The 20,247-nt window shown below is 64.1% G+C and carries 23 protein-coding genes; 10 read left to right on the top strand and 13 right to left on the bottom strand.

Features of this window, described 5'->3' with window-relative positions; translation table 11 throughout:
• The first annotated feature begins 4 nt into the window (after positions 1 to 4).
• The 4 genes from BM397_RS19155 (at position 5) to BM397_RS19140 (ending at position 4,742) form a co-directional block, all read left to right on the top strand.
• Positions 5 to 343, top strand: coding sequence for a response regulator (locus BM397_RS19155; RefSeq protein WP_176806985.1), 339 nt, complete (start codon positions 5 to 7; stop codon positions 341 to 343).
• Positions 344 to 503: 160 nt separating this feature from the next.
• Positions 504 to 2,138, top strand: a complete 1,635-nt coding sequence (locus tag BM397_RS19150) for an arylsulfatase (protein WP_092431270.1) — start codon at positions 504 to 506, stop codon at positions 2,136 to 2,138.
• 226 nt (positions 2,139 to 2,364) lie between these two features.
• The gene (locus BM397_RS19145) at positions 2,365 to 3,312 is read left to right on the top strand and encodes an HAD family hydrolase (RefSeq protein ID WP_218124948.1); all 948 of its coding nucleotides are present in this window, start codon (positions 2,365 to 2,367) and stop codon (positions 3,310 to 3,312) included.
• Positions 3,297 to 4,742 carry an arylsulfatase gene (locus BM397_RS19140; RefSeq protein ID WP_092431267.1) on the top strand — a complete coding sequence of 482 codons (1,446 nt, stop codon included), beginning with the start codon at positions 3,297 to 3,299 and terminating at the stop codon, positions 4,740 to 4,742. The genes BM397_RS19145 and BM397_RS19140 overlap by 16 nt, the downstream gene beginning before the upstream one ends.
• Positions 4,743 to 5,108: 366 nt before the next feature.
• Here BM397_RS19140 and BM397_RS19135 read toward each other — a convergent pair whose 3' ends face one another.
• The 9 genes from BM397_RS19135 to BM397_RS19095 form a co-directional block, all read right to left on the bottom strand.
• Positions 5,109 to 5,837 (bottom strand): anti-sigma factor, encoded by a 729-nt coding sequence (locus BM397_RS19135; protein WP_092431266.1) that lies wholly within the window; start codon positions 5,835 to 5,837, stop codon positions 5,109 to 5,111.
• Positions 5,834 to 6,298 (bottom strand): sigma-70 family RNA polymerase sigma factor, encoded by a 465-nt coding sequence (locus BM397_RS19130; RefSeq protein ID WP_176806890.1) that lies wholly within the window; start codon positions 6,296 to 6,298, stop codon positions 5,834 to 5,836. Before BM397_RS19130 ends, BM397_RS19135 begins: the two co-directional genes overlap by 4 nt.
• 260 nt (positions 6,299 to 6,558) lie before the next feature.
• Entirely contained in the window at positions 6,559 to 7,365 is an 807-nt protein-coding gene (locus BM397_RS19125; RefSeq protein WP_092567409.1) for a DUF4394 domain-containing protein, read from the bottom strand.
• Positions 7,366 to 7,832: 467 nt separating this feature from the next.
• Positions 7,833 to 8,396, bottom strand: a complete 564-nt coding sequence (locus BM397_RS19120; protein ID WP_092431262.1) for a fasciclin domain-containing protein — start codon at positions 8,394 to 8,396, stop codon at positions 7,833 to 7,835.
• Positions 8,397 to 8,497: 101 nt separating this feature from the next.
• Positions 8,498 to 9,190 carry an anti-sigma factor gene (locus BM397_RS19115; RefSeq protein ID WP_092431261.1) on the bottom strand — a complete coding sequence of 231 codons (693 nt, stop codon included), beginning with the start codon at positions 9,188 to 9,190 and terminating at the stop codon, positions 8,498 to 8,500.
• On the bottom strand, positions 9,187 to 9,744 hold the full coding sequence (locus BM397_RS19110) for a sigma-70 family RNA polymerase sigma factor (RefSeq protein ID WP_092431260.1): 558 nt from the start codon (positions 9,742 to 9,744) through the stop codon (positions 9,187 to 9,189). Before BM397_RS19110 ends, BM397_RS19115 begins: the two co-directional genes overlap by 4 nt.
• 610 nt (positions 9,745 to 10,354) lie before the next feature.
• The gene (locus BM397_RS19105; protein ID WP_218124947.1) at positions 10,355 to 10,849 is read right to left on the bottom strand and encodes a Rid family hydrolase; all 495 of its coding nucleotides are present in this window, start codon (positions 10,847 to 10,849) and stop codon (positions 10,355 to 10,357) included.
• Between the two features lie 168 nt (positions 10,850 to 11,017).
• Positions 11,018 to 11,404 (bottom strand): ester cyclase, encoded by a 387-nt coding sequence (locus BM397_RS19100; protein ID WP_092431257.1) that lies wholly within the window; start codon positions 11,402 to 11,404, stop codon positions 11,018 to 11,020.
• 416 nt (positions 11,405 to 11,820) lie between these two features.
• Positions 11,821 to 12,771, bottom strand: a complete 951-nt coding sequence (locus BM397_RS19095; protein WP_092431256.1) for a DMT family transporter — start codon at positions 12,769 to 12,771, stop codon at positions 11,821 to 11,823.
• 98 nt (positions 12,772 to 12,869) lie between these two features.
• Between BM397_RS19095 and BM397_RS19090 the strand changes: the two genes are divergently transcribed.
• The 3 genes from BM397_RS19090 (at position 12,870) to BM397_RS19085 (ending at position 14,950) form a co-directional block, all read left to right on the top strand.
• Entirely contained in the window at positions 12,870 to 13,652 is a 783-nt protein-coding gene (locus BM397_RS19090; protein WP_092431255.1) for an AraC family transcriptional regulator, read from the top strand.
• Positions 13,653 to 13,974: 322 nt separating this feature from the next.
• Entirely contained in the window at positions 13,975 to 14,136 is a 162-nt protein-coding gene (locus BM397_RS29370; RefSeq protein ID WP_176806983.1) for a hypothetical protein, read from the top strand.
• Between the two features lie 331 nt (positions 14,137 to 14,467).
• The gene (locus BM397_RS19085) at positions 14,468 to 14,950 is read left to right on the top strand and encodes an EamA family transporter (protein WP_342707659.1); all 483 of its coding nucleotides are present in this window, start codon (positions 14,468 to 14,470) and stop codon (positions 14,948 to 14,950) included.
• Positions 14,951 to 15,036: 86 nt separating this feature from the next.
• Here the strand turns inward: BM397_RS19085 and BM397_RS29975 are convergent, their stop codons facing one another.
• From BM397_RS29975 to BM397_RS19075, 3 genes are all read right to left on the bottom strand, one after another.
• Positions 15,037 to 15,210, bottom strand: coding sequence for a class II aldolase/adducin family protein (locus BM397_RS29975; protein ID WP_143015464.1), 174 nt, complete (start codon positions 15,208 to 15,210; stop codon positions 15,037 to 15,039).
• 404 nt (positions 15,211 to 15,614) lie between these two features.
• The gene (locus tag BM397_RS19080; RefSeq protein WP_092431252.1) at positions 15,615 to 15,938 is read right to left on the bottom strand and encodes a hypothetical protein; all 324 of its coding nucleotides are present in this window, start codon (positions 15,936 to 15,938) and stop codon (positions 15,615 to 15,617) included.
• A 128-nt stretch (positions 15,939 to 16,066) separates the two neighbouring features.
• Positions 16,067 to 16,786 (bottom strand): FadR/GntR family transcriptional regulator, encoded by a 720-nt coding sequence (locus BM397_RS19075; RefSeq protein ID WP_092431251.1) that lies wholly within the window; start codon positions 16,784 to 16,786, stop codon positions 16,067 to 16,069.
• Between the two features lie 91 nt (positions 16,787 to 16,877).
• On the opposite strand from BM397_RS19075, the gene BM397_RS19070 reads away from it, so the two are divergent.
• The 3 genes from BM397_RS19070 (at position 16,878) to BM397_RS19060 (ending at position 19,963) form a co-directional block, all read left to right on the top strand.
• Positions 16,878 to 17,639 (top strand): sulfite exporter TauE/SafE family protein, encoded by a 762-nt coding sequence (locus BM397_RS19070; protein ID WP_092567408.1) that lies wholly within the window; start codon positions 16,878 to 16,880, stop codon positions 17,637 to 17,639.
• Between the two features lie 53 nt (positions 17,640 to 17,692).
• Entirely contained in the window at positions 17,693 to 18,838 is a 1,146-nt protein-coding gene (locus BM397_RS19065) for an HPP family protein (RefSeq protein WP_092431249.1), read from the top strand.
• 876 nt (positions 18,839 to 19,714) lie between these two features.
• Positions 19,715 to 19,963 carry an H-NS histone family protein gene (locus tag BM397_RS19060; RefSeq protein ID WP_092431247.1) on the top strand — a complete coding sequence of 83 codons (249 nt, stop codon included), beginning with the start codon at positions 19,715 to 19,717 and terminating at the stop codon, positions 19,961 to 19,963.
• 88 nt (positions 19,964 to 20,051) lie between these two features.
• Here the strand turns inward: BM397_RS19060 and BM397_RS29535 are convergent.
• Positions 20,052 to 20,247: hypothetical protein (locus BM397_RS29535; protein ID WP_092567410.1), on the bottom strand; the 196-nt coding region annotated here is incomplete at its 5' end.

Below are 20,247 nucleotides of genomic sequence, written 5' to 3'. Positions count from 1 at the left end.
AACTGTGCTGATCGTCGAGGATGACGCGGGAGTCAGCCGCGCACTTTCGCGTGCGATCAGATCATTGGGGTATCGGGTGTGCGCCTTCGAGAGCGGCGAGGCGCTATTGGCGACCAAGGTGCCTCGGCTGCCCGCGACACTGCTGCTTGATCTGCACCTGCCCGGGATCAGCGGGGCCGAATTGATTGCGGCCCTCTGCATATGGGCACCCGAGCTGCGCATCATCGTGATGACCGGCCGCGACATCGCCGCGGCGCGCGAGGCCTGCGTCGCGGCGGGCGCTGCCTGCTACATCAGGAAGCCGATCTCGCGCGCCGATCTTGCGGCTCTGCTCGAGGCCTGACGCCCCTCTCGGCCGCGTGAGGTAGGTACTTGGTCCAACTGTTCGCATGACGCAGGGGCAATAAGATCGCTTTGCGGTGCAAGACCTGTGTGGTGCCGTCGGTGAGTTTGTTTTGGCCCCCGGGCTGCACCGAGAGAATTACTCTGACAGGGAGACAGTCATGTCACCAGATTTTCGAGTACGTTCATTGCTGATCGGCGCGGTTTCACTCGGCGGGTGGGGCGCACCGCTCGCGGCACAGGAAACCCAGCCGACAGAACCTGCGGAAGCCGCCGCATCCGCCGAAAAGCCGAACATCCTGGTCATCTGGGGAGATGACATCGGCCAGTCCAACATCTCGGCCTACACCCGCGGCATGATGGGTTACCGAACCCCCAACATCGACAGCATTGCAGATGACGGGATGATCTTCACGGACTACTATGGCGAGCAATCCTGTACCGCCGGTCGCTCTTCTTTCATAATGGGGCAGTCGGTGTTCCGCACCGGCCTTTCGAAGGTCGGCCTTCCCGGTGCCGAGGAAGGCATGCAGGTCGAGGATCCGACTATCGCGGGGCTTCTGAAGGACGAAGGCTACGCCACCGGCCAATTCGGGAAGAACCACCTCGGCGACCGTGACGAGCACCTGCCGACCAATCATGGCTTCGACGAGTTCTTCGGCAACCTCTACCACCTCAACGCCGAGGAAGAGCCGGAGAACGACGATTACCCCGGCGAGCTCGTTCTCGAGGATGGCCGCACCTTCCGCGAGGCCTATGGTCCGCGCGGCGTGATCCGCTCTTCCGCAGACGGTGAGATCGAGGATACCGGTCCTCTCACAAAGCAGCGCATGGAGACCGTCGACGACGAGACCGTTGCAGCCGCGCTCGATTTTATCGAGCGGCAGGAGGAACAGGGCGTGCCGTGGTTCGTCTGGTGGTCCGGCACCCGCATGCACTTTCGCACGCATGTCAGCGACGATTTCGAAGCCCAGGCTGAAGAGATCGCGGGACGCAATCTGAACGATTATGAAGCCGGGATGATCCAGCACGACCTGCACATAGGGCAGTTCCTCGACAAGCTCGAGGAACTGGGGATCGAGGACAACACCATCGTCTTCTATTCCACCGACAACGGCCCGCACATGAACACCTGGCCAGATGCTGCGATGACGCCCTTCTGGGGCGAGAAGAACACCAACTGGGAAGGCGCCTGGCGGGTCCCGGCAATGGTTCGCTGGCCCGGCCATATCGAGCCCGGCTCGGAGACGACCGAGATCGTCCACCACATGGACTGGCTGCCTACCTTCCTTGCGGCGGCGGGCAACGAGACGGTCAAGGAAGATCTTCTCGAAGGTGTCACCAACCAATCGCTCGGTCGTGACTACCGGGTCCATCTCGATGGTTACAACATCCTCCCGCTCCTGACCGGAGAGACAGAGGAGAGCCCGCGGAAAGAGATTTTCTACTTCTCGGACGATGGCGATCTGATGTCCCTGCGATACGATGAGTGGAAGATCACCTTCCTCGAGCAGAAAGCCTGGGCGACGCTGCGCGCCTGGATGGAACCCCTGACGCAACTCCGCACTCCGCTGATCTTCAACCTGCGCCGCGACCCTTATGAACGGTCCTATCGGACATCGAACACCTACTATGACTGGTGGCTCGACCACGCGTTCCTTCTGGTGCCAGCACAGCAGTATGTTGCGCGGTTCCTCGAGACGTTCGAGGAGTATCCGCCGCGGCAGGAGGCCGCCTCGTTCAGCCTCGACAAGGTGCTCGAAACGCTCTCGGACGGCCAAGCAGCGTCTCGCTGAGCCAAGCACGAGTCACGTGCTCGGACGTTCGTGCTCCGCGTCGCCCCGAATCCAATCGGGGCGGCGTGATCCAGGATCAGCTACGGCTCAACGTGTGCGGCGGAGCCAGCAGTGGCCCATGAAATATCGGCCCACACTAAGGGTCGGAGTTTAGGCACTCAGCCTGTCTCGAAAGGATTGCTCTATGAGATTCTCAAACTTTGGCTCCGGAACGCTATCGTTGTCCATGGCAGTTTTCGGTACAACACCAGTGCTCGCCGACCCTCTTCCCTCGTGGAATGAGACCGAGGCGAAGGCCGCGATCATCGAGTTTGTGGAGACGGTCACCGACCCGTCCTCCGAAGATTTCGTTCCACAGGCCGCCCGCATTGCCACTTTCGACAACGACGGCTGCCTCTGGGCTGAACAGCCGGTCTACTTCCAACTTCTCTACGCCATCGACGTGCTGAAGGAGAAGGCCGCGAGCGACCCCTCTATCCTCACCTCGGATGCCCTGAAAGCGGGCGCAGAGGGCGACCTCGAAGGCATCCTTGCGGGCGGCATGGAGGGGCTTCTCGAGGTGATCAACGTCTCCCATTCGGGGATCACCGTCGAAGACTTCCAATCCAGCGCAGGCGCGTGGCTGGAAAGCGCCGTACACCCGTCGACGGAGATGCCATTCGGCGAGATGATCTACCAACCCATGCTCGAGCTGCTGAGCTACCTGCGCGATGAGGGGTTCACCACCTACATCGTGTCGGGCGGCGGCATCGACTTCATCCGCGCCTTTGCCGAGGACACCTATGGCATCCCGCCCTGGCAAGTCGTCGGCACCGAGGGCGACACCACCTACGCGGCCGACGGCGGCGTGCCGACCCTGACGAAGAATGGCGGCATCACGTTCCTCGATGACAAGGAAGGTAAGCCGGTCGGGATCATGCGCCACATCGGGCAGCGCCCGATCTTCGCGGCGGGCAACTCGGACGGCGACTTCCAGATGCTCGAATACACCACGGCGGGCGACGGTTCGCGGTTCGGGATGCTGGTCCATCACACCGACGCGGATCGGGAGTTTGCCTATGACCGGGACAGCCATGTCGGTCAACTCGCCCGCGGCCTCGATGAGGGCGAAAGCCGCGGCTGGCTGATCGTCGACATGGCACAGGATTGGAGCAAGGTATGGCCCGGGGAATAATCGTAGGCGCCACGCTGCTGGCCGTTGCCGGGGTCTGCATCGCAGGCTCTGCATTCGCGCAGACCCAGGCAACCGCAAAGCCGAATGTAGTCCTCATGCTCACCGACAACCTCGGTTGGGGCGAGATCGGTGCCTATGGCGGTGGCATCCTGCGCGGCGCGCCGACACCGCGGCTTGATGCCTTCGCCGCCGAGGGAATGAAGCTGCTCAACTACAATGTCGAGCCGCAATGTACGCCCTCCCGATCAGCCTTGATGACGGCGCGGCACCCCATCCGCTCGGGCACAACTAAGGTCGTCTGGGGGCTGCCCTACGGGCTCATCGGCTGGGAGGTCACGATTGCGGAGCTGTTCTCTGACGCGGGCTACCGAACCGGCATGTTCGGGAAGTGGCACCTCGGAGATCAGCCCGGCCGCTACCCGACCGACCAGGGCTTCGATCTGTGGTACGGCATCCCCAACACCACGGACGAGTCGCAATACACCAGCCAATACGGTTTCGATCCCGACGTGGTCGAAGCCCCAAGCATCGTCGAGGCGCGCCGCGGTGAGACCCCGACACCGGTGAAAGACTACACTCTTGAGACCCGACCGCTCATGGATGCGGAGCTTACCGACCGGGCGATGGCCTTCATGGACGAGGCCGCCGCCGCCGGGGAGCCGTTCTTCATCTATCTGCCCTACACGCAGGCGCATCTGCCTGCGCTCCCGAACCCCGAGTTCCGGGGGAGCACCGGCAACGGAGAGTGGGCCGACATGCTCGCCGAGATGGATCATCGCGCCGGGCAGGTCCTCGACAAGATCGACGAGCTTGGGCTGCACGACAACACCATCGTCATCTGGACCAGTGACAACGGCCCCGAGGAGGCCCCAAACCATTTCGGCACCGCCGGCTACTGGCGCGGGAACTACTTCACCACGCTCGAGGGCTCGCTGCGCGTCCCGTTTATGATCCGCTGGCCCGGGCACATCCCCGAGGGCAGGCAGAGCAATGGCATCGTCCATGCGGTGGACATCCTTCCAACGCTTGCGACCGTCGCCGGCTACGAGGTGCCCTCGGACCGGATGATCGACGGCGTGGACCAGATGGCCTTCCTGACCGGTGATGCGGACAGTTCGGCCCGCGAAGGCTTTCCCGCCTACAACGGTGATCGCATGCAGTCGTACAAGTGGCGCAATTTCAAGGTCCATTACTGGCAGCAGGACAGTATGTTCTCGACGCCGGTCCAGCACAATTTCCCGCGTGTCCACAACCTTCTTCGCGACCCGAAGGAAGAATACGGCATCGCTGGTGGTTCCAACGATACCGGCGCACAGAACCTAACCTGGGTGTTTCCGGCCGTGACTGAGCAGGTGTTGGCTTTCCAAGAGAGCCTTGTCGAGGAGCCTCCAGTTCCATTCCCAGCACCGGATGGTTGGACTCCGGAATAGGCAGCGACCGATCCTGAAACGAGCCGCCGAAAGGTCCGCTTTGCATATATGGAAGCGGGGCTGGAAGCCGGCATGGCGAAGCACGGTGCTTGCCGAATGTCGTAAAGGGGCTCGGTGCGGCCGATCGCTGCGCTCAGCCTGAACGGCAGCTTCCGAGAAATGAACCCAGCGGTGCGATGTCCGATTGCTGCGCTTACCAAACGACGCCCAATTCGGCGAGGGCTTTTAGCGCGTGCTGCTGAGATGACGCTGTTCGGCGATGGTAGCACGCAGGTGTTCTCTTCGAGCGCGACGACTACGAGGTCCTGCGGCGATCACCTTGCGGTGCCTCCCAACCCCAACGGATCGCGAGACACTGCGCCTGTCTTAGGTCACCGGCTCCTTGGCCAGCCCCTTGCCGAGGATGGGTCCGGTCGGCAGGTTGGTCGGCGAGCCGCCAGCGGGCTCGAAAGTGATCTCATAGAGCTGCGTGGGATGGGGCTCGGGCAGGCCCTCTATGCTCAATACGCGTGACAGGCCGGTGGAGAGCAGGCCCAGCGAGACGGGAGGTCCGTCGTCTTCGGGTTTGGTCCAGACCTGCATCACCTGGCCCGCGGGCACGTCGGGCCGCTCGAGCAGGGTCACGCGGGTGGTGTTGTCCGGCGCGCTTTCGACAAGCGCGATGGCTTCGCCGCGGTCATCCAGCAGCACCGCCACGACCAGGGGGTCAGATGGCGTGAGCAGCGACCAGCCCAGCAGGCAGCCCAGCAGCAGGCTGGCGGCGATCCCGGTCACGGCGGCGCTGCGCCAGAGGGTCAGGCGCGCGCGCAGCGGGGCAAGGTCGATCACCTCGGCGCCATCCGTTTCAGGCTCCGGCGGAGGCGATGTCTCGTCCGATACATCCAGCCGCGGCGCGAGGCGCTCCCAGAAATCTTCCGGCAGCGGCAGGTCGTCGGCTGTCTCGTCGAGCGGGGCGAAGCGGTCACGCGCGCTTGCAAGCCGCGCCGCCACCTCGGGGTCGCGCGCGGCGAGCTCCTCCAGACGCGCGGTATCAGCCTCCGAGGCGAGCCCGAGGACAACCTCGTCGATCAGCAGATCAAGAGAACGGTCGGTCATGACAGGCACTCCCTCAGCTTGAGCAGGCCGCGCCGGATACGTGCCTTCACCGTGCCCAGCGGCGTTGCCAGCCGCCCGGCGATCTCGCCGTGGCTGTGCCCGAGCACGTAGGAGGACAGGATCGCACGCCGTGTCGCCTCATCAAGCCCTTCTAGGCACCCGCGCAGGTCTGCCGAGCTGGGCAGCCGGTCGAAGGCCGCGTCGACCAGGGCGCCCTCGGAGGCGCGGTCGATTGCCTGCGGTTCGGTCGGCACTTCGCGGTCCTCGCTGCGCAGCATGGTCAGGCAACGGTTGCGCAGGATGGTGTAGAGCCAGCCCTTGGCGCTGCCCCGGCTCTCGTCGAACTGATGCGCCCGGCGCCAGACCAGCACGAGGGCCTCCTGTACCGCATCCTCGGCAAGGTCAACCCGGCCCAGCATGCGACGCGCGACACCGAGCATGCGCCCGCCCTCCGCCGTCATGATGCCGCGCAGGGCGGATTTGTCGCCCCCGGCGCAGGCCCTGATCAAGGCTGCATGATCCGTCACGTGACTTTTTGCTCTCCCTGTGCCGCCCTCTTGCGCTGCGGCAATGGGACTACGGCTAGAGACCGCTTGCAGGCCTGTCAATTTACACGAGATGGCAGGGCCGGATGCGCGCTGAGACGTGGCCGATTTGCGTGACCCGTTCGAGCCGGGCGCAGGCATGCAGCCTGCGCCCGGCATGGACGTAGGGCGAGGCCTCACATCTCCGCGGTCATGAAGGTGATGTCGCGCAGCATCGCGTCGTCGGCGCCTTCGATATCCCAGCTTTCCTGCACGGAGCCATCGTCGAGCGAGACGGTGTGCAACTGACCCGCAGCCACGAGCCATGCGGTGTTGGTGCCCTCGGCATCGGTGGCGATATCGAAGGCGTAGTGCTCCGCGCCCTCGATGCCCAGCTTGCCGACCGCGGCCAGCGTGCCGTCGTTGGGCGAGGTCTGCCGGATCAGCGCGACGATGGTGCTGTCGATGTCGTACATCGCTGTGCTCTCGGGCTTGCCGAAACTGTTGATATAGGCCGCCGCAACGATGGCCGGGGCCTCGCCCGCGTGCATGTCGGCCTCCTCGAAGGCCAGCGAGCCGTCGACTGTCACGGCACCGCTTTCGATGTCGACGCGGTGGTTGGTGGTGCCCGACATGAAGCGCAGCTTGTCGGCCATCGGGTTGAAGTCGACGATCACCGGCGCGCCCGCCTCGATCGGCAGCTCCTTGTCCATGGTCGAGATCACGGTTGCCGCCCCGGTCTCGGGATCGATCTCGACGACCTCAAAGGTGTCGGTGACGCCGATCAGCTGCCCGTTCGAGGGGCGCAGGTCGATGCCCAGCAGCCGGTCGACACCGGTGACTTCCATGGACTCGGTCACCATGGCGGAGCTTGTGTCGATCACGTGCAGCATCTTGTCTCCGCTGAGCCCGATCGCGGTCATCGCGCCATGATCGTCGGCCAGCGCACCGGTGGCGGCGGAGGTGGTGAGCAGCAGGGTCAGGGCGGAAAAGGTCTTGTGCATCGTTCAATCTCCTCAGGTCTCGAGCGCGGCCAGTCCGCGGGCTCGATACTCCTAGGACTCGGGCTCGGGTCCGTTTGGATGCACCTGGAGAAAGAAATTTATTGGCCTGTCGGAAAGCTCTTGTAGGCCAAGCGCCGGAGCCAGCCACGCTGACTAGCGGCAACCAGCAACCGGGTCGGGTGCGCCCGCCGAGTCCAGCCCACAGCGGGCGGCTGCCCTGACCCCAGTCATGATCTTCTCCCGGTCTCTTCCCGAGTGCATTTGTGGAGGCAGGATACGCGTCGCTCTCGGGGGCGGGCAGCGACTCGTGAATACTGCGCCTGCAGGTGACAACCTTTCGGCCACGATGAAGGGGCGCCTCGCGCCCACTTCTGCTCGCTAAGGGATCAGAACTCGACCTCTGACCCGATCGGCAACTTGCGCCCGCCACAGGCTTGACGTCGCGGACGCAAATCTCCGGCGCTTGCTTACTTGGGCACCAGTACATGGTCCACTACGTGGATCACGCCATTCGACTGGTCGACATCGGCGATCGTCACGCGGGCGATCGTGCCGCTTTCATCGTAGACGTAGAGCATCCCGCCCTTCATCCGCGCGGACAACGCATCGCCCGAAACAGTCGTGAAGTTCGCCAGACCGTCCGAGCTCGCCCGTGCCTTCTGTACGACCTTGTCGGCGGTCCAGTCGCCGGCGACCACATGCGCCGTCAGAACCTTGGTCAGCATTGCCTTGTTTTCCGGCTTCAACAGTGTCTCGACCGTTCCGGTCGGAAGCATTTCGAAGGCGGCGTTTGTCGGCGCGAAAACCGTGAACGGGCCGGGGCCCTGAAGGGTCTCGACCAGGCCGGCCGCCTGAACCGCGGCGACGAGGGTCGTGTGATCGGCAGAGTTCACCGCGTTCTCGACGATATTCTTGGTCTCGTACATCGGCGCGCCGCCGACCATCGGGCTTGCGGCAAAGGCCGGGGCCGAAAAGCCAAGGGTCGCGACAAGGCCGAGAGCGAGGGCGGACGTGCATTTGATGTTGGTCATGATGTTTCCTCCAGAATGCGCCGGTTTTGTCCGGGGCTGCAGAGGATACGAAGCCGCGATTGGCCGCGTTGCGCCAAGGCGCAGAAAAAAGTGCCGCTGCGCTAAAGGCTCGGAATCTGCGCGGTTGCCAGCACCGGTCCGCTCGGGCCCGCACCGGGCGATCCGCCCGCCGGTTCCAGGCTGACCGCCAGCACATCGCCTGCGCGCACCTCAGCGCTCACCTCGGTCGTGCGCGGGGCGAGGAGCCCGAGGGATGCGACCTGCCCGTCGCGGATGAGCCACAGTTGGTAGGATCGCCCTTCGGGATCGGGCGCATCGGACAGGCGTCGAAAGACCAGCCGTTGGCTATCGCCGCGGACGGCGATCTGCAGGTCAGGCGCGCTCAGCTCTGCCAGCGGGGCGCCGGGCCGGTACAGAGGCGTGCCCCAAATCGCCACGAGCGCCATAGCGGTCACCACGGCCAGCCCGAGAAGGATCGCAGGTCCGGGCCTCCGCACGGTGCCCCCGGTTGCGCCCCGACTCTGCATTGCCCGACGCAGCCAGCCAAGCACGCCGCCTCGCAGCGGCCCGGATGCCCCGAAAAGCCTGTGCTCGGCTCGGTCCAGCACGGCGGAAGGTGGCACGACTGCTGCGAACTCGACGTTCAGCTCGGAGAAGCGCGCCTGCCACATCTCGACCTCCCGCGCGAAGGCCGGATCGCGGGTGATCCGGTCCTCCGCCCGCGCGCGTTCCTCGGCCGAGGCAAGCCCCAGCACGTAGTCCGCCGCGAGATCGGAGGTCTCGTCTTCCGTCATGCGTCCATGCACTCCTTGAGCTTGCGCAGGCCACGATGCAGCCAGCTGCGCAGGGTGTTCAGCGGGATCCCGAAGGCGCTCGCGATGTCGTCGTAGCTGCGCCCGTCAAGATAGGCGCTCCGGATAGCGGTGGCACGGTCCGTGTCGAGCGTCGCAAGACAATCGGCGATGCGCCGCGCCTCGTCCTTCATCTCGACAAGGGTTTCCGGCCCCGGCCCGGCGTCGGCAACCTCCAGCATGGCCGCATCATTCGAACCGGCGGCCTCACGGCGCAGCGCGGCCGTGCGCGATCGCAGGCGATCGAGGCAATGGTTGCGCGCAACGGTCACAACCCAGGACATCGGCTGGCCGCGCATGGGATCGAACTGATGCGCCTTGCTCCAAAGCTTGACCATAATCTCCTGCAACGCGTCTTCCGCTTCGGCCCTGTCCTTGAGCATACGAAGACAGACCCCGAAAAGTTTCGGGCCGGCTTCGGAATAGAGGTTGCGCAGCGCGGCCCTCTCCCCCTGCGCCATGCGCAAGAGGACGTCAGCCAGCGGTTCCTCGGTCATGGGTCCCCCTCTTATGAGGGCAGGACGCATGCCACACCCAACCGATGTCAAGGAAAACGAAGAAGATGGCCGCCGAGGCCACATAATGCCTGCGTCCTGTCGCCTTGCGTCAGCGTTCGCGATGCCTGTGACGCACAGAGAACCCGCAAGGCCTGTAGGGGACTGGCTTACTCTTGAACGTCGATGTCAGGCTATCGCTGACCAGAGGGGTTCCGCTCCCTGCCATCCAGCAGCTCTGAGCGCGGAAGGTCGGGGCACCGTGGAGACCGACCGGCATTCGGCTTGGCCCTTTTCCTCCCCCCGCCCATTCTGCCCGGGGCAGGCGCCGACACACAGTTTCGCCGCCGAGACGTCGCGCTGGCGCGCTTCAGGACCGTGGATGAACGCTCTTGGTGATCGCGTTCGCCTGCCCCGGCTTCGCATAAGCGCCATTGAGTTGACCGCGCGGCGGAGCGCATAGGATATTCGGCATCTGGCAGACGAACCCTCGTCTACGCCAGGAGTTGATTACCGCACGCAACTGGGCACGCCTTCATGACATTCGTATGCACCGCCCGCGCCTGGAGGCCCGGGGCGGGCGGCGAGACTTCTTCGTTTCGGTCTCATTAGGCTATTCGACGACAGCTACTCCGTAGCCACGCTCGTTCGTGGCCCACGCGATGATCGCCAGCCCCAAGGAACTCAGCGACAGAAGAGCTCCTGCCCAGTTCGGCGACGCAAGGCCAAGTCCGGCTGCTATGGTGGCTCCACCAAGCCAGGCGCCGATTGACCAGGCAGGGAACGGGCTCTTGATGAAGCGCTGTTTGACTTCCATGAAGTCAGAAAGCGTCTCTTCGATGTCCACGTGATAACTGGTGACGTCGACAAGATCGCTCAGATCCAGCCCGGCGATCCGCAGGAGTTCCTTGATGCGTTTCAGGGCCCATTCGGATTGGCCGGCGACGTCTTCTGGAGCACTTCCATCCGGACGAGCACCGACCTGCCCGGAGATGAACAGGAACCCTCTCGATTTGACGGCGGGAGAGAAACCGTATTTTTCGAACGCCGCCCGATAGCCTTCGAACATCTCATTACCTTGTGGTATCTGCAGAACTTCTGGTGCCATGCCTACTTCTTTCGTTTTGTTGCGGAAGGGACGAAACGGCAGAGCTTTCTTTGGAGGAGCCCTGAATCCTCAGACTCACGATGCCACGCTCAGGACTGCGACCCGCTACGGTCGTTGGCGTACCGTGTGCCAGGGGAGAACTTCGAGCCCATGCCGGCCTGCAATGTGTCAGATTTGCGCGGCAATTCTTGTCTTGTCGATGACGGACCAGACGTTCTGTATCTTTCGATCCTGGAACTCGTAGAACACGTTCTCGTCAAAGCAAACCCTTTTGCCGTTCACTGCCATGCCGAAGAGGTAGCCTACCGGGGTGCAGTCGAATGCCAAGCGGCAGGCGATCATGGGCGGGTCGCAGACAAGACCTGCGATGTTGAAATGGAGATCGGGTATCGCGCGGAAGTCCGCAACGAGCATGTTTGCGTAGCCGTCGAGACCGATCGAGACCCCATTGTATTGCACCTGGTCGGCGACAAAGAGATGAAGAACCTGCCAACCCTGCCTGTTCAAGCACGCGATATACCCCTGATAGGACTCAATGATCTCTTCTCGCCCCACTGCTCCCGCCTCTGTATTCCGCCTCGACGGACTGTGACCTGCGGGAGAGAAGACGCAACGGCACGACTGACGACTTCGTCCGCTCTGAGGTCGACCGACGCCGCATTGCCGAGAATCTGCACCTAAGGCTTCGCGATCGCTCTCACACTGCGGCACTGCGCAACCGAAAACGCTTGCCTCTGTTTCGGCATGAAGAATCCGGATACAACGCGTAGCGGCGCCTGAATAGGCACGAGACATCGCAATGCTACCTGCCGGCGATGCACGAGCGTGAGCGCTACAACAAGGAACGGCCGCATAGTGCGCTCGGATATCGAGTACCTGCGCCTAAGGTTTTCAGTCCAGTAGATCGAAGGTCAGCCGGCATCAGCATTTCACCCGGACCACCTGCTGGGTTCAGCTCATCTTCCTGCCGGTCAGGCACGCTCACACATTGGCACCCGGTCGGCGCGCAGCGCCCGGCGGCTGATGATCCACTCCTGCGCCTGTACGACGATCATGCCGACAAGCACTAACGCGCCCCCCAGAAGAAACTCCGATGTCAGAGCGTCCCCCAGCAGGACGGCTCCGCTGACCACGCCGAAGACCGGGGTCATAAAGCTGAGTACCCCGAGCCGCGACGAACGGTAAATCTGCAGCATGCGGAACCAGACGAGGAAGCTGAGGCTGCAGACGACTATCGTCTGGAATGAGAGGCTGACCATGACAGCAGGCGTCGGTTCGAGCGACAGCCGCCCGGTCAGTGTGCAGAAGCCAAGCGCCGCTGCCCCCGCGATAGCCAACTGGTAGAAGAGCGTCTGCGCCGGCGGCGCCTCGGAGACGCGGGTGGTGCGGATCACCACGGTCGTCATCCCCCAGCAGAGGCCCGCAGCCAGTCCGAGCACGTCACCGAGGAGCATCCCGGGGGTCAGCGCGGCGCCCGGCCCGCGCAGCTCGGGCAGCACGAAGATCGCAGCGACGCCGATAAAGGTGATTGCCACCCCGACCCATCGCACCGCCCCCATGCGTTCGTCGGGCTGCGCCACATGCAGGCCAATCGCCGCGAAAATCGGTGCGGTATAGAGAAATACCGCCATATGCGAAGCCGTAGTCCAGCGCAGCCCCTCGGCAACCAGCAGGAACTCGAGCGCAAAGAGCGCCCCCGCAAGCAGGCCGGGCCCGAAAAACAGCCCGCGGTGCCAGCGGTCGCGCATAAACACCCGGCTCAGCGCCAGGACAATCAACGCGGCACAGGCCGAGCGAAGGCCAATCTGCAGCATTGGATCGACCGAGTCCGCGACGATCTTCATAGCGCTCTGCTGCAGCCCCCAGATCAGGCACAGCAGGATCATCACAGCGATGGCGTTGGTATCAATGGGTCGTTTCATGGGCGCACCTTGGCAGGCAATTCATGAGCCCTATTTAGACTGGCCGATCACCTATATATAGTGCAAGTACGCCAAACAATCGTCGCGGACCGCCAGCCATGACCCCAGCCCAGAGCGCGCCGCACCTGCGCCATCCGCCTTTTCGCGATAAGCTGCCCGCGCCGATCTACTTCCGGCTCGAGAGCATGCCTGACAACGCCACATACCCGGTGATGCAGCATCCGTGGGGAGAGTTCGTATATTCCTTCAGTGGCGTTACCGAGTTGCGGCTCGCGGGGCAGCACCTGCTCGCGCCCCCACACATGGGCTTTTGGATCCCGCCCCACGTAGAGCACGTGGGCTTCAACCGGCGCGCCGCGGTGCATTTCTCGACGTACATCAGCGAAGAGTTCTGCGACGCGCTGCCGGATCGCACATGCTCGCTTCTTGTTACCCCATTGCTGCGCGCCATCCTCAATAGCCTCTCGGAAACCCGGTTCACTGAAACCGAGACGCAGTCCCGCCTGTTGCGCGTCATGGTCGACGAGCTCGAAAATTGCTCGATTGCCGACAGTTTCGTGCCGGAAACCAGTGATGTGTTGCTGGCCCCCGTGCTCGAGGCACTTCGCGATGCGCCTGCCGATCCACGCAGCAATGCGCAACTCGCCCGGGCTTTTGGGATGAGTGAGCGGACGCTGGTCCGACGCTGTACGCAAGAACTTGGCATGTCGCTCAGTGAATGGCGCCAGCGCGTGCGCGTGGTTCGGGGCATCTCGTTGTTGCAGGACGGGGCCAGCGTCGAGAGCGTGGCGCTCGATCTCGGCTACGGCACGGCCTCGGCCTTCATCGCCATGTTTCGGCGCATCACCGGCAGCAGCCCTGCGCGTTTCGTAGGCCGATAGAGATCCCACCTGGTCCGACCACGCCGCCGGACACGACAACGCCCCCCATTTCGTTGGCACCTACGTATGCGCGTCAGGTTTAGCCGTCGCCGCGCGGGGCAAATTCCATGGGTCCACTGAGCTGAGCACCACAGCGCGTAGTCCCAATGGGTGAATCATTCGACTCCAGCTGACCCTAGGTCAGCCCTTTTGTTGCGCAAACTGCCAATTGTTTCACCGCAATACGCCAAAGCACTGCGAGGGGCCATGCGCGGTGCCAGAGTTGTCTCGAGATTTTCATGTGCACCCGCTAATCTGTCTCGGTAGGCTTGGGGAGGCGAGAATGCACATCTCGGTATCACGTACTGATAAAGGCTACAGCGTGAAGCTCCTGTCAGCGCAGCGTGCCATCCAGGGCGAGGTCTGCTTTAGACTGAAAGCTGATGCCGTGGAATTTGCCGAGCTTTGGCGTGATTGGGTCGGTGCTCAAAGTATCGTTGCATAGGCACACCCTTAGGGCAAGAAAAGTGAGACCGCTGCACAGCAGTCCGTCCCCAGTACCCTGACAAAACGCCGGTCATCAAACCCAACGCTGATACCGAGCGGCCCGATGCTTCCGCCCACTATATGTCAAAGTCGAGGACACCTCGCGATGGTACGACGATGCCCGACACAATCCGGTCCGAACCGCTGGGACAGCCTTGTCCGGCGATGTACATGAGCCCAAGCGATGGTCTTCGACTCTGCCATCCGTCTCATCTCCCCGTCACGGATGTTTGGAGGCGAGAGATGCACCTTGATCTCGAACCGCTCCACCGCAAGACCGCGCGTGCCCTCTGGCAGTATCTGCCGCGGCCATCCTGCCGCTGATTACGGCGGTGGCCTTCGCTGGCTACATGTTGGTCACCCGGCAGCTTCGCAGTCTGGCCCCAGTGGCGCAGCAGGCCACGACCGCCATCGCTGCGGTGATCCTTGGGCTGCCCTTCCTGTGGCTTTTGCCAGAGAGCCTCGGCGGCGGGGCCACTTGGCCACAGGGCGTGGCGTGGGTCCATCTCGGCGGCATGGGCCTCGCGGCGACCCTATCGCACATCTTTCTAACCTACGCGCTGCGGCTCGCACCCTCGGCGCTGATCGCCCCCTTGGGATATCTTGAGCTCGCCTCGGCAACCGTCCTGGGCTGGCTGGTGTTCGGTGACTTCCCCGCGCCTATGGTCTGGGCGGGGATCGCGCTGATCGTGGGCTCCGGGCTATATCTGATCCATCGCGAGCAGCTGGCGCACCGCCGCCCGCAGGTACCGGTCACCTCGAGCACGCTTTAGGCACTAGCCCTGCCCCTGCGCATCATACCGCGAGAGGATCGCGGCAACCTCTTTCTCGCTCAGCATGCGCGGCGACAGGCCACGCGTCATAATTTCCCGTCTGGCCTCGCCTCGAGATCTTCGATGGCGCAAACTGCGGCTTCGAGATTCTCGCCGGCCGCAACCGCCCCATGGTTGGCCAGCATCCCAGCCCATCGCTTGTCCGACAGCCCTTGGGTCGTGTTGTGGATCGCCAGATCGCCGGGCAAGAGATAGTGCAGAACTGTATCCCCCCGAGCTTCATGACCGGATAGGGCGTCAGTGGCGACAGAAAGTCATGCAGATCCGCATCGCGTATTGAAACGATGCAATGACACCCCGAAAATGCACGACACTCCCTGCGGAGCCACGGACCTCATAAAGCGCGCTGTGCAGCGGCACATCCTTTGTCGGCGCATCGCCCTCGACATCGGTCAATTGCGCCTCGAGCCGTGGGACAGCCCCTGAGTGGAAAACGTTGAGGCGTAGCAGCAGAGCTGTTCGCATAGGGGCGCGAGCTCGTTGATGACCGCGCCACCAGCACAGAGATCGCTTGACGAAAATCGGAGCACCGTTTGCCGCCGAAACGCGCGCGCCGATCACTTCGCCGAGGTTTTAGGAAGCACGCCCCCGTCGTCCTCTGCCGTCACCCCATCCCACCATAGCCCATGAAGCCGACGGTCGGGTTGCTGCCATCCGAGCCCACCTGGCAGCGCCAAGGGGCACCGCTCGGACCGATCCGCATGTAGACCGAGCTTCTTGCGCCCGAGGCTTGCGATCCGACGACCTTCAGCCTGCCCGAGGTTTCCGCCGCCAGCTTGGCCCTGCATGCCCGCACGGCCGCATCGCTCGCGGAAAAGCTGCCTTCGACGAACCCCTTGGTCAGCGGTTGTATCTGCGGGCCCTTGGCACAGGCGGCGATGGCGGCAAATGCGGCAAGCAGCACGATAGTCCGGACGCAATCGACCATCAGGGTGGCCTCCTCTCGTGGCAATCCCGGCCAGCCTGCGGCACCGGGCGATCCGGCTCAAGGGGCGCTGGCGAACTCGTGTCCGCTCGTTTCCGCACGCCGATCGCGGACCGGCTCCCCCTTGCCGATCATGCGCGCCGCGACTGGTCCGGCGCCGCCGGCAGCCCGGCCGCGCGCATTGCCTCCGAGATGGTCTCGAGATGCCGCCGCATAGCCGCCGCCGCGCGGCCCGGCTCTCGCCTCGAGATCGCCGCCGCAATGGCCTCGTGCTGAACGCTATGGCGCTCGGTGAACTCGGTGACGCCAAGCCTGCGGTAGGTCAGCTCCCACTCTCGCTGCCAGGCCGCGTGACGCCGCACCCCCGCAAGAAAATCAAGCAGTCCCAGGAGGATCGGATTGCCCGTCACCTCGGCGATACCCCGGTGAAAGGTCGCGTCGAGCTGCTCGCTCTCAGGCCGCGTGCGTGCCCTGCGGCCACGCTGCGCCAGGTCTGCCAGATAGGCCGCCTGCTCCGCGGTGGCGAGCCGCGCCGCCTCGGCGGCCACCGAGGGCTCGATGGTCATGCGCGCCTGCATGAGCTGCATCGGCGCGGCGCCCTGCACGAGGATCTGCTCGCGGATCGGATGGCCGAGCGGCCGCGGACCGCAGAAGGTGCCCTGCCCGACGTGCCGCCAGAGCTCGCCCTCGCGCTCGAGCACCTGCAACGCGCCGCGCAGCGTCTCGCGGCTGCAGCCGAGCTGGCGGGCAAGTGTGCGCTCCGCGGGCAGCCGCGCGCCGACCTCAGAGGCCAGTTCCGCCACCAGCCCGCGGAGTTCCGACAGGACCACCTGCCCCCGTTTCGATGCCATGCCGTGCCTCCCGCTCCGGACCGGTAACCAGACCAATTTGCAGACCAATGCCATGCCATGCAACACCGCGCCGCTCTCGAGGAGGACCCAGATGCTGACCACGACCATCCTTGCTCTTGCCGGTTTCGGCGCGGGGGCGCTCAACGCCATCGCGGGCGGAGGCACATTCCTGACCTTTCCCGCGCTGGTCTGGGTCGGCGTGCCGCCGATCATGGCCAATGCCACCGCCACTTTCGCCGCCCTGCCCGGCTATGCCGGAAGCAGCTGGGCCTATCGCCGCGACATCCAGGCAGGCGAAGGGCCAAGCCTGACCGCGCTCGTCGTCACCGCCATGCTTGGCGGGATCCTTGGCGCGCTGCTGCTGCTGGTCACCCCCGAGGACCTGTTTTCCGGCGTCATTCCCTGGCTGCTGCTGATGGCCACGCTGGCTTTTGCCGCCGGTCCCGCGCTGCTGCGCGGGCTGCTCGCCTCGGGGCGCCACCTGCCCGATGCCGTCTCGCTGACGCTGACGCTGCTGCTGCTCGTCTCGATCTACGGCGGCTATTTCAACGGCGGGCTCGGGATCCTGCTGCTGGCCGCCTTCGGACTCATCGGCATGAGCGACCTGCACCGGATGAACGGGCTGAAGACGCTGGCCTCGCTGGTGCTGTCCGCTGTCTCGGTCGTCACCTACAGCCTTGCCGGGCTGATCGACTGGAACGCGCTGCTCGTCACCGGCCTTGGCTGCGCCACGGGCGGCTACGTCGGGGCGCATATGGCCCGCAAGATGCAGGACCTGTCGCTGCCGCGGACCTTCATCGTCACCGTCGGGCTGGTCACCACCATCGTCTTCTTCGCGCAGGCCTACGGTTGAACTTTTCGCAAAATGCTGAATTTTTGCGCGGCAGGCACAGAAGGCAGTCCAACATGCACATTCTCCGTTCTCTCGGGCCAGCCGTGGCGCGAGTCTCCCTCGGCGAGGCGCTCCGGGCCGGTTTCGGCGCGCTGCTCGGCCTCGGCGTCACCGGGCTGGTCCTGCTCTCGCCGCAGATCGACCTGAGCCTCGGGCTCTATCTCGTCGCGCCCTTCGGCGCCACCTCGGTGCTGCTCTTCGCGGTGCCCAACAGCCCCCTTGCCCAGCCCTGGTCCGCCATCGTCGGCAATACCGTCGCGGCGCTGGTGGGCGTTGCGACCTGCCTGCTGGTCGCCGATCCGGCGCTGCGCATCGCGCTCGCCGTGGGGCTGGCGATCACCGCGACGATCCTGTGCCGCGCGGTGCATCCGCCAGCGGGGGCGGTGGCGATGACCGCCGCCATGAGCCCCGAGGCGATCGACCATCTCGGCTTCTGGTTCGCCCTGACCCCGATCGCCGCGGGCACCGCCGCACTGGTCGTGCTCGCCGCGCTCTACGCCCGGCTGACCGGGCGGCACTACCCGTTCCGGCAGTTCGATGCCCCCGGCCAGCACGGCACCGGGGACCGCAGCCCCTCTGAGCGTCTCGGGCTTTCGGAGACAGAGCTTTCCGGGCTGCTGGAGCGTTACCGGCAGTCGTTCAACCTCGGGGTCGAGGATCTGGCCCGGCTCATCGGCGCCGCCGAACTGCAAGCCGCGAGCCACCATGCGGGCCCGCTCACGGCCGAAGACATCATGTCTCGCGATCTGGTCACCGTCGGGGGCGACACCGGCCTTGCCGAGGTCGCCGAGCTGTTCCGGCGGCATCGCTTCGCCTCGCTGCCGGTGGTCGGGCCGGGGCAGAGGTTTCTCGGGGTGATCTTCCAGATCCACCTGATCACCCGCGCCCGCGAGGACGCAGAGCGGCTCGAACGCGGCTTCCTGCCCGCCTTCCGGCGGCTCGTCGATCTGGGGCGCGAGATCCCGGTGAGTGCCTCGGACATCATGAAGGTCGCCGGCCCGCGCGCCACGCGCGCCTCGCCGGTCGCCGCGCTGCTGCCGATGATGGCGGATGGAGACGTCGAGGCCATCCCGGTGCTCGAGCGCGGACGCATCGTCGGCATCGTCACGCGCACAGACCTGATCGCGGCGCTGGCGCGGCAGGCGCTGCGGCACGGCTGAGATCGCCGCAGGAAAAAGCCTGCAGGCAAAAAAATGGCCGAGACAAGCTCGGCCGAAGTCCAACAGGGAGGTAGGGAAAGATGAGCTTTTCAGCTCAAATCCGAACCCTGCGCCCTATCTATGGGCGAAATAAAAACTTCTCAACAAGAAGCACCATGCGTGTGCAGCATACCCGCCACCCAGGTCGCGCGGTCCCGCTGATGGTCTGCGCCTGAGTGGGGCCGAAACCCAAGCTTTCAAACGCTCAGCCGAAGCTCTGGTCGTGCCGGCAAACTGGGCGTCGAGCGTTCTAGGCATCTTGCGCAGGACAGATTTGCGTCGGGGAAGCTTGCGCTGCACCGCAGCAATTCCTATCTGAAGAGTATGGCACGGCGACGTGCTGGCGGAATTTGCCGGGCTCTCTCCTCCTCCCTTGGGGTCGCAGCGCTCCCGCCCCTCTCAATTCCCAGCCAACACACCCCGCCGAACCTGTCCGGCAATGGACTTTTTCACCTTTTGGTATGTCGCACTCATCGTGAACGACGCACGGCTCCTTGCGCCATCAGCTGAGTGCGGCGAGACAGTTCAGCGCGATTTCTCCACCTCGATCCTACACGTGGATGACTGCCCGGATTCGCGCTTGCGTTGGCGAGTAGTTTAAACCGAGCGACCGGTTGCCACCTTGGAAGGCCATGAACTCAGGCGGTGGCGACTATAAGGTCTGAACGCTGCGACCAGGCGTGGCAGGGAACACCGGGTACGCCGTGCCGCTAAATCCAACCCAGATTAAATCCAAGATCTCATTGCAAATGCCGCGGAAACCCCGCTCATGTTCTCCATGTCAATTGTCAGGCGCATCTTGCTGCAATACACACTCAGGAAAATCTGGAGCGATAAATGTCCAAATTCGACCTTGATGTCCTTTCTCTTGAAGACCTGAAGAAACTCCAAAAGCAGGTTGCGAAGGCTATCGCCAGTTACGAAGCGCGCCAAAAGGCCGCCGCTTTCAAAAAGGTCGACGCAATCGCCAAAGAGCTTGGCTACTCTCTCTCGGACCTTGCCGAGTTCCGTGCCGCGCCCAAACGCCCGGCCTCGATCCCGAAATATCGCCATCCGAAGAACCGTGTGCAGCGACACCGCTGGTGAAACAGCGCGACATTGCAGGTGGTGATTTTGGGGGAAGCGGAAGCCGGGCGTAGCCCGGATGTAGCTTCCCCCAAAATCTCGCGCGGGTTTACCCCGTGCGGTTGGCGGTGACGGCGGTCAGGGTGGTCCGATCTTCGACGACCAAGAAGAGGATCGGATGCCCGGCCGTTTCATCACCGACCGACAACACGAGGATTACATGACCCTTCGACAGCATCACACGCAAAAGATTGCGGCTGCCAAAGCCGGCTTCAGCGTCAGCACCGGAGCCCGGATCGAACGTG

Source organism: Alloyangia pacifica (assembly GCF_900116195.1).
Taxonomy (GTDB): Bacteria; Pseudomonadota; Alphaproteobacteria; order Rhodobacterales; family Rhodobacteraceae; genus Salipiger; species Salipiger pacificus.
This window is presented reverse-complemented; position numbering and strand designations above follow the sequence as displayed.

Bases quoted from the DNA above. Each gene is read 5' to 3' on its own strand.
- BM397_RS19130 (WP_176806890.1), bottom strand. From the start codon at position 6,298: ATGACGGCGGAGGGCGGGCGCATGCTCGGTGTCGCGCGTCGCATGCTG.
- BM397_RS19125 (WP_092567409.1), bottom strand. From the start codon at position 7,365: ATGCACAAGACCTTTTCCGCCCTGACCCTGCTGCTCACCACCTCCGCC.
- BM397_RS19065 (WP_092431249.1), top strand. From the start codon at position 17,693: ATGCACATTCTCCGTTCTCTCGGGCCAGCCGTGGCGCGAGTCTCCCTC.
- BM397_RS19135 (WP_092431266.1), bottom strand. From the start codon at position 5,837: ATGACCGACCGTTCTCTTGATCTGCTGATCGACGAGGTTGTCCTCGGG.
- BM397_RS19115 (WP_092431261.1), bottom strand. From the start codon at position 9,190: ATGACGGAAGACGAGACCTCCGATCTCGCGGCGGACTACGTGCTGGGG.
- BM397_RS29370 (WP_176806983.1), top strand. From the start codon at position 13,975: ATGCACATCTCGGTATCACGTACTGATAAAGGCTACAGCGTGAAGCTC.
- BM397_RS19070 (WP_092567408.1), top strand. From the start codon at position 16,878: ATGCTGACCACGACCATCCTTGCTCTTGCCGGTTTCGGCGCGGGGGCG.
- BM397_RS19060 (WP_092431247.1), top strand. From the start codon at position 19,715: ATGTCCAAATTCGACCTTGATGTCCTTTCTCTTGAAGACCTGAAGAAA.
- BM397_RS19145 (WP_218124948.1), top strand. From the start codon at position 2,365: ATGGCAGTTTTCGGTACAACACCAGTGCTCGCCGACCCTCTTCCCTCG.
- BM397_RS19095 (WP_092431256.1), bottom strand. From the start codon at position 12,771: ATGAAACGACCCATTGATACCAACGCCATCGCTGTGATGATCCTGCTG.
- BM397_RS19140 (WP_092431267.1), top strand. From the start codon at position 3,297: ATGGCCCGGGGAATAATCGTAGGCGCCACGCTGCTGGCCGTTGCCGGG.
- BM397_RS19120 (WP_092431262.1), bottom strand. From the start codon at position 8,396: ATGACCAACATCAAATGCACGTCCGCCCTCGCTCTCGGCCTTGTCGCG.
- BM397_RS19110 (WP_092431260.1), bottom strand. From the start codon at position 9,744: ATGACCGAGGAACCGCTGGCTGACGTCCTCTTGCGCATGGCGCAGGGG.
- BM397_RS19080 (WP_092431252.1), bottom strand. From the start codon at position 15,938: ATGGTCGATTGCGTCCGGACTATCGTGCTGCTTGCCGCATTTGCCGCC.
- BM397_RS19075 (WP_092431251.1), bottom strand. From the start codon at position 16,786: ATGGCATCGAAACGGGGGCAGGTGGTCCTGTCGGAACTCCGCGGGCTG.
- BM397_RS19105 (WP_218124947.1), bottom strand. From the start codon at position 10,849: ATGGCACCAGAAGTTCTGCAGATACCACAAGGTAATGAGATGTTCGAA.
- BM397_RS19150 (WP_092431270.1), top strand. From the start codon at position 504: ATGTCACCAGATTTTCGAGTACGTTCATTGCTGATCGGCGCGGTTTCA.
- BM397_RS19090 (WP_092431255.1), top strand. From the start codon at position 12,870: ATGACCCCAGCCCAGAGCGCGCCGCACCTGCGCCATCCGCCTTTTCGC.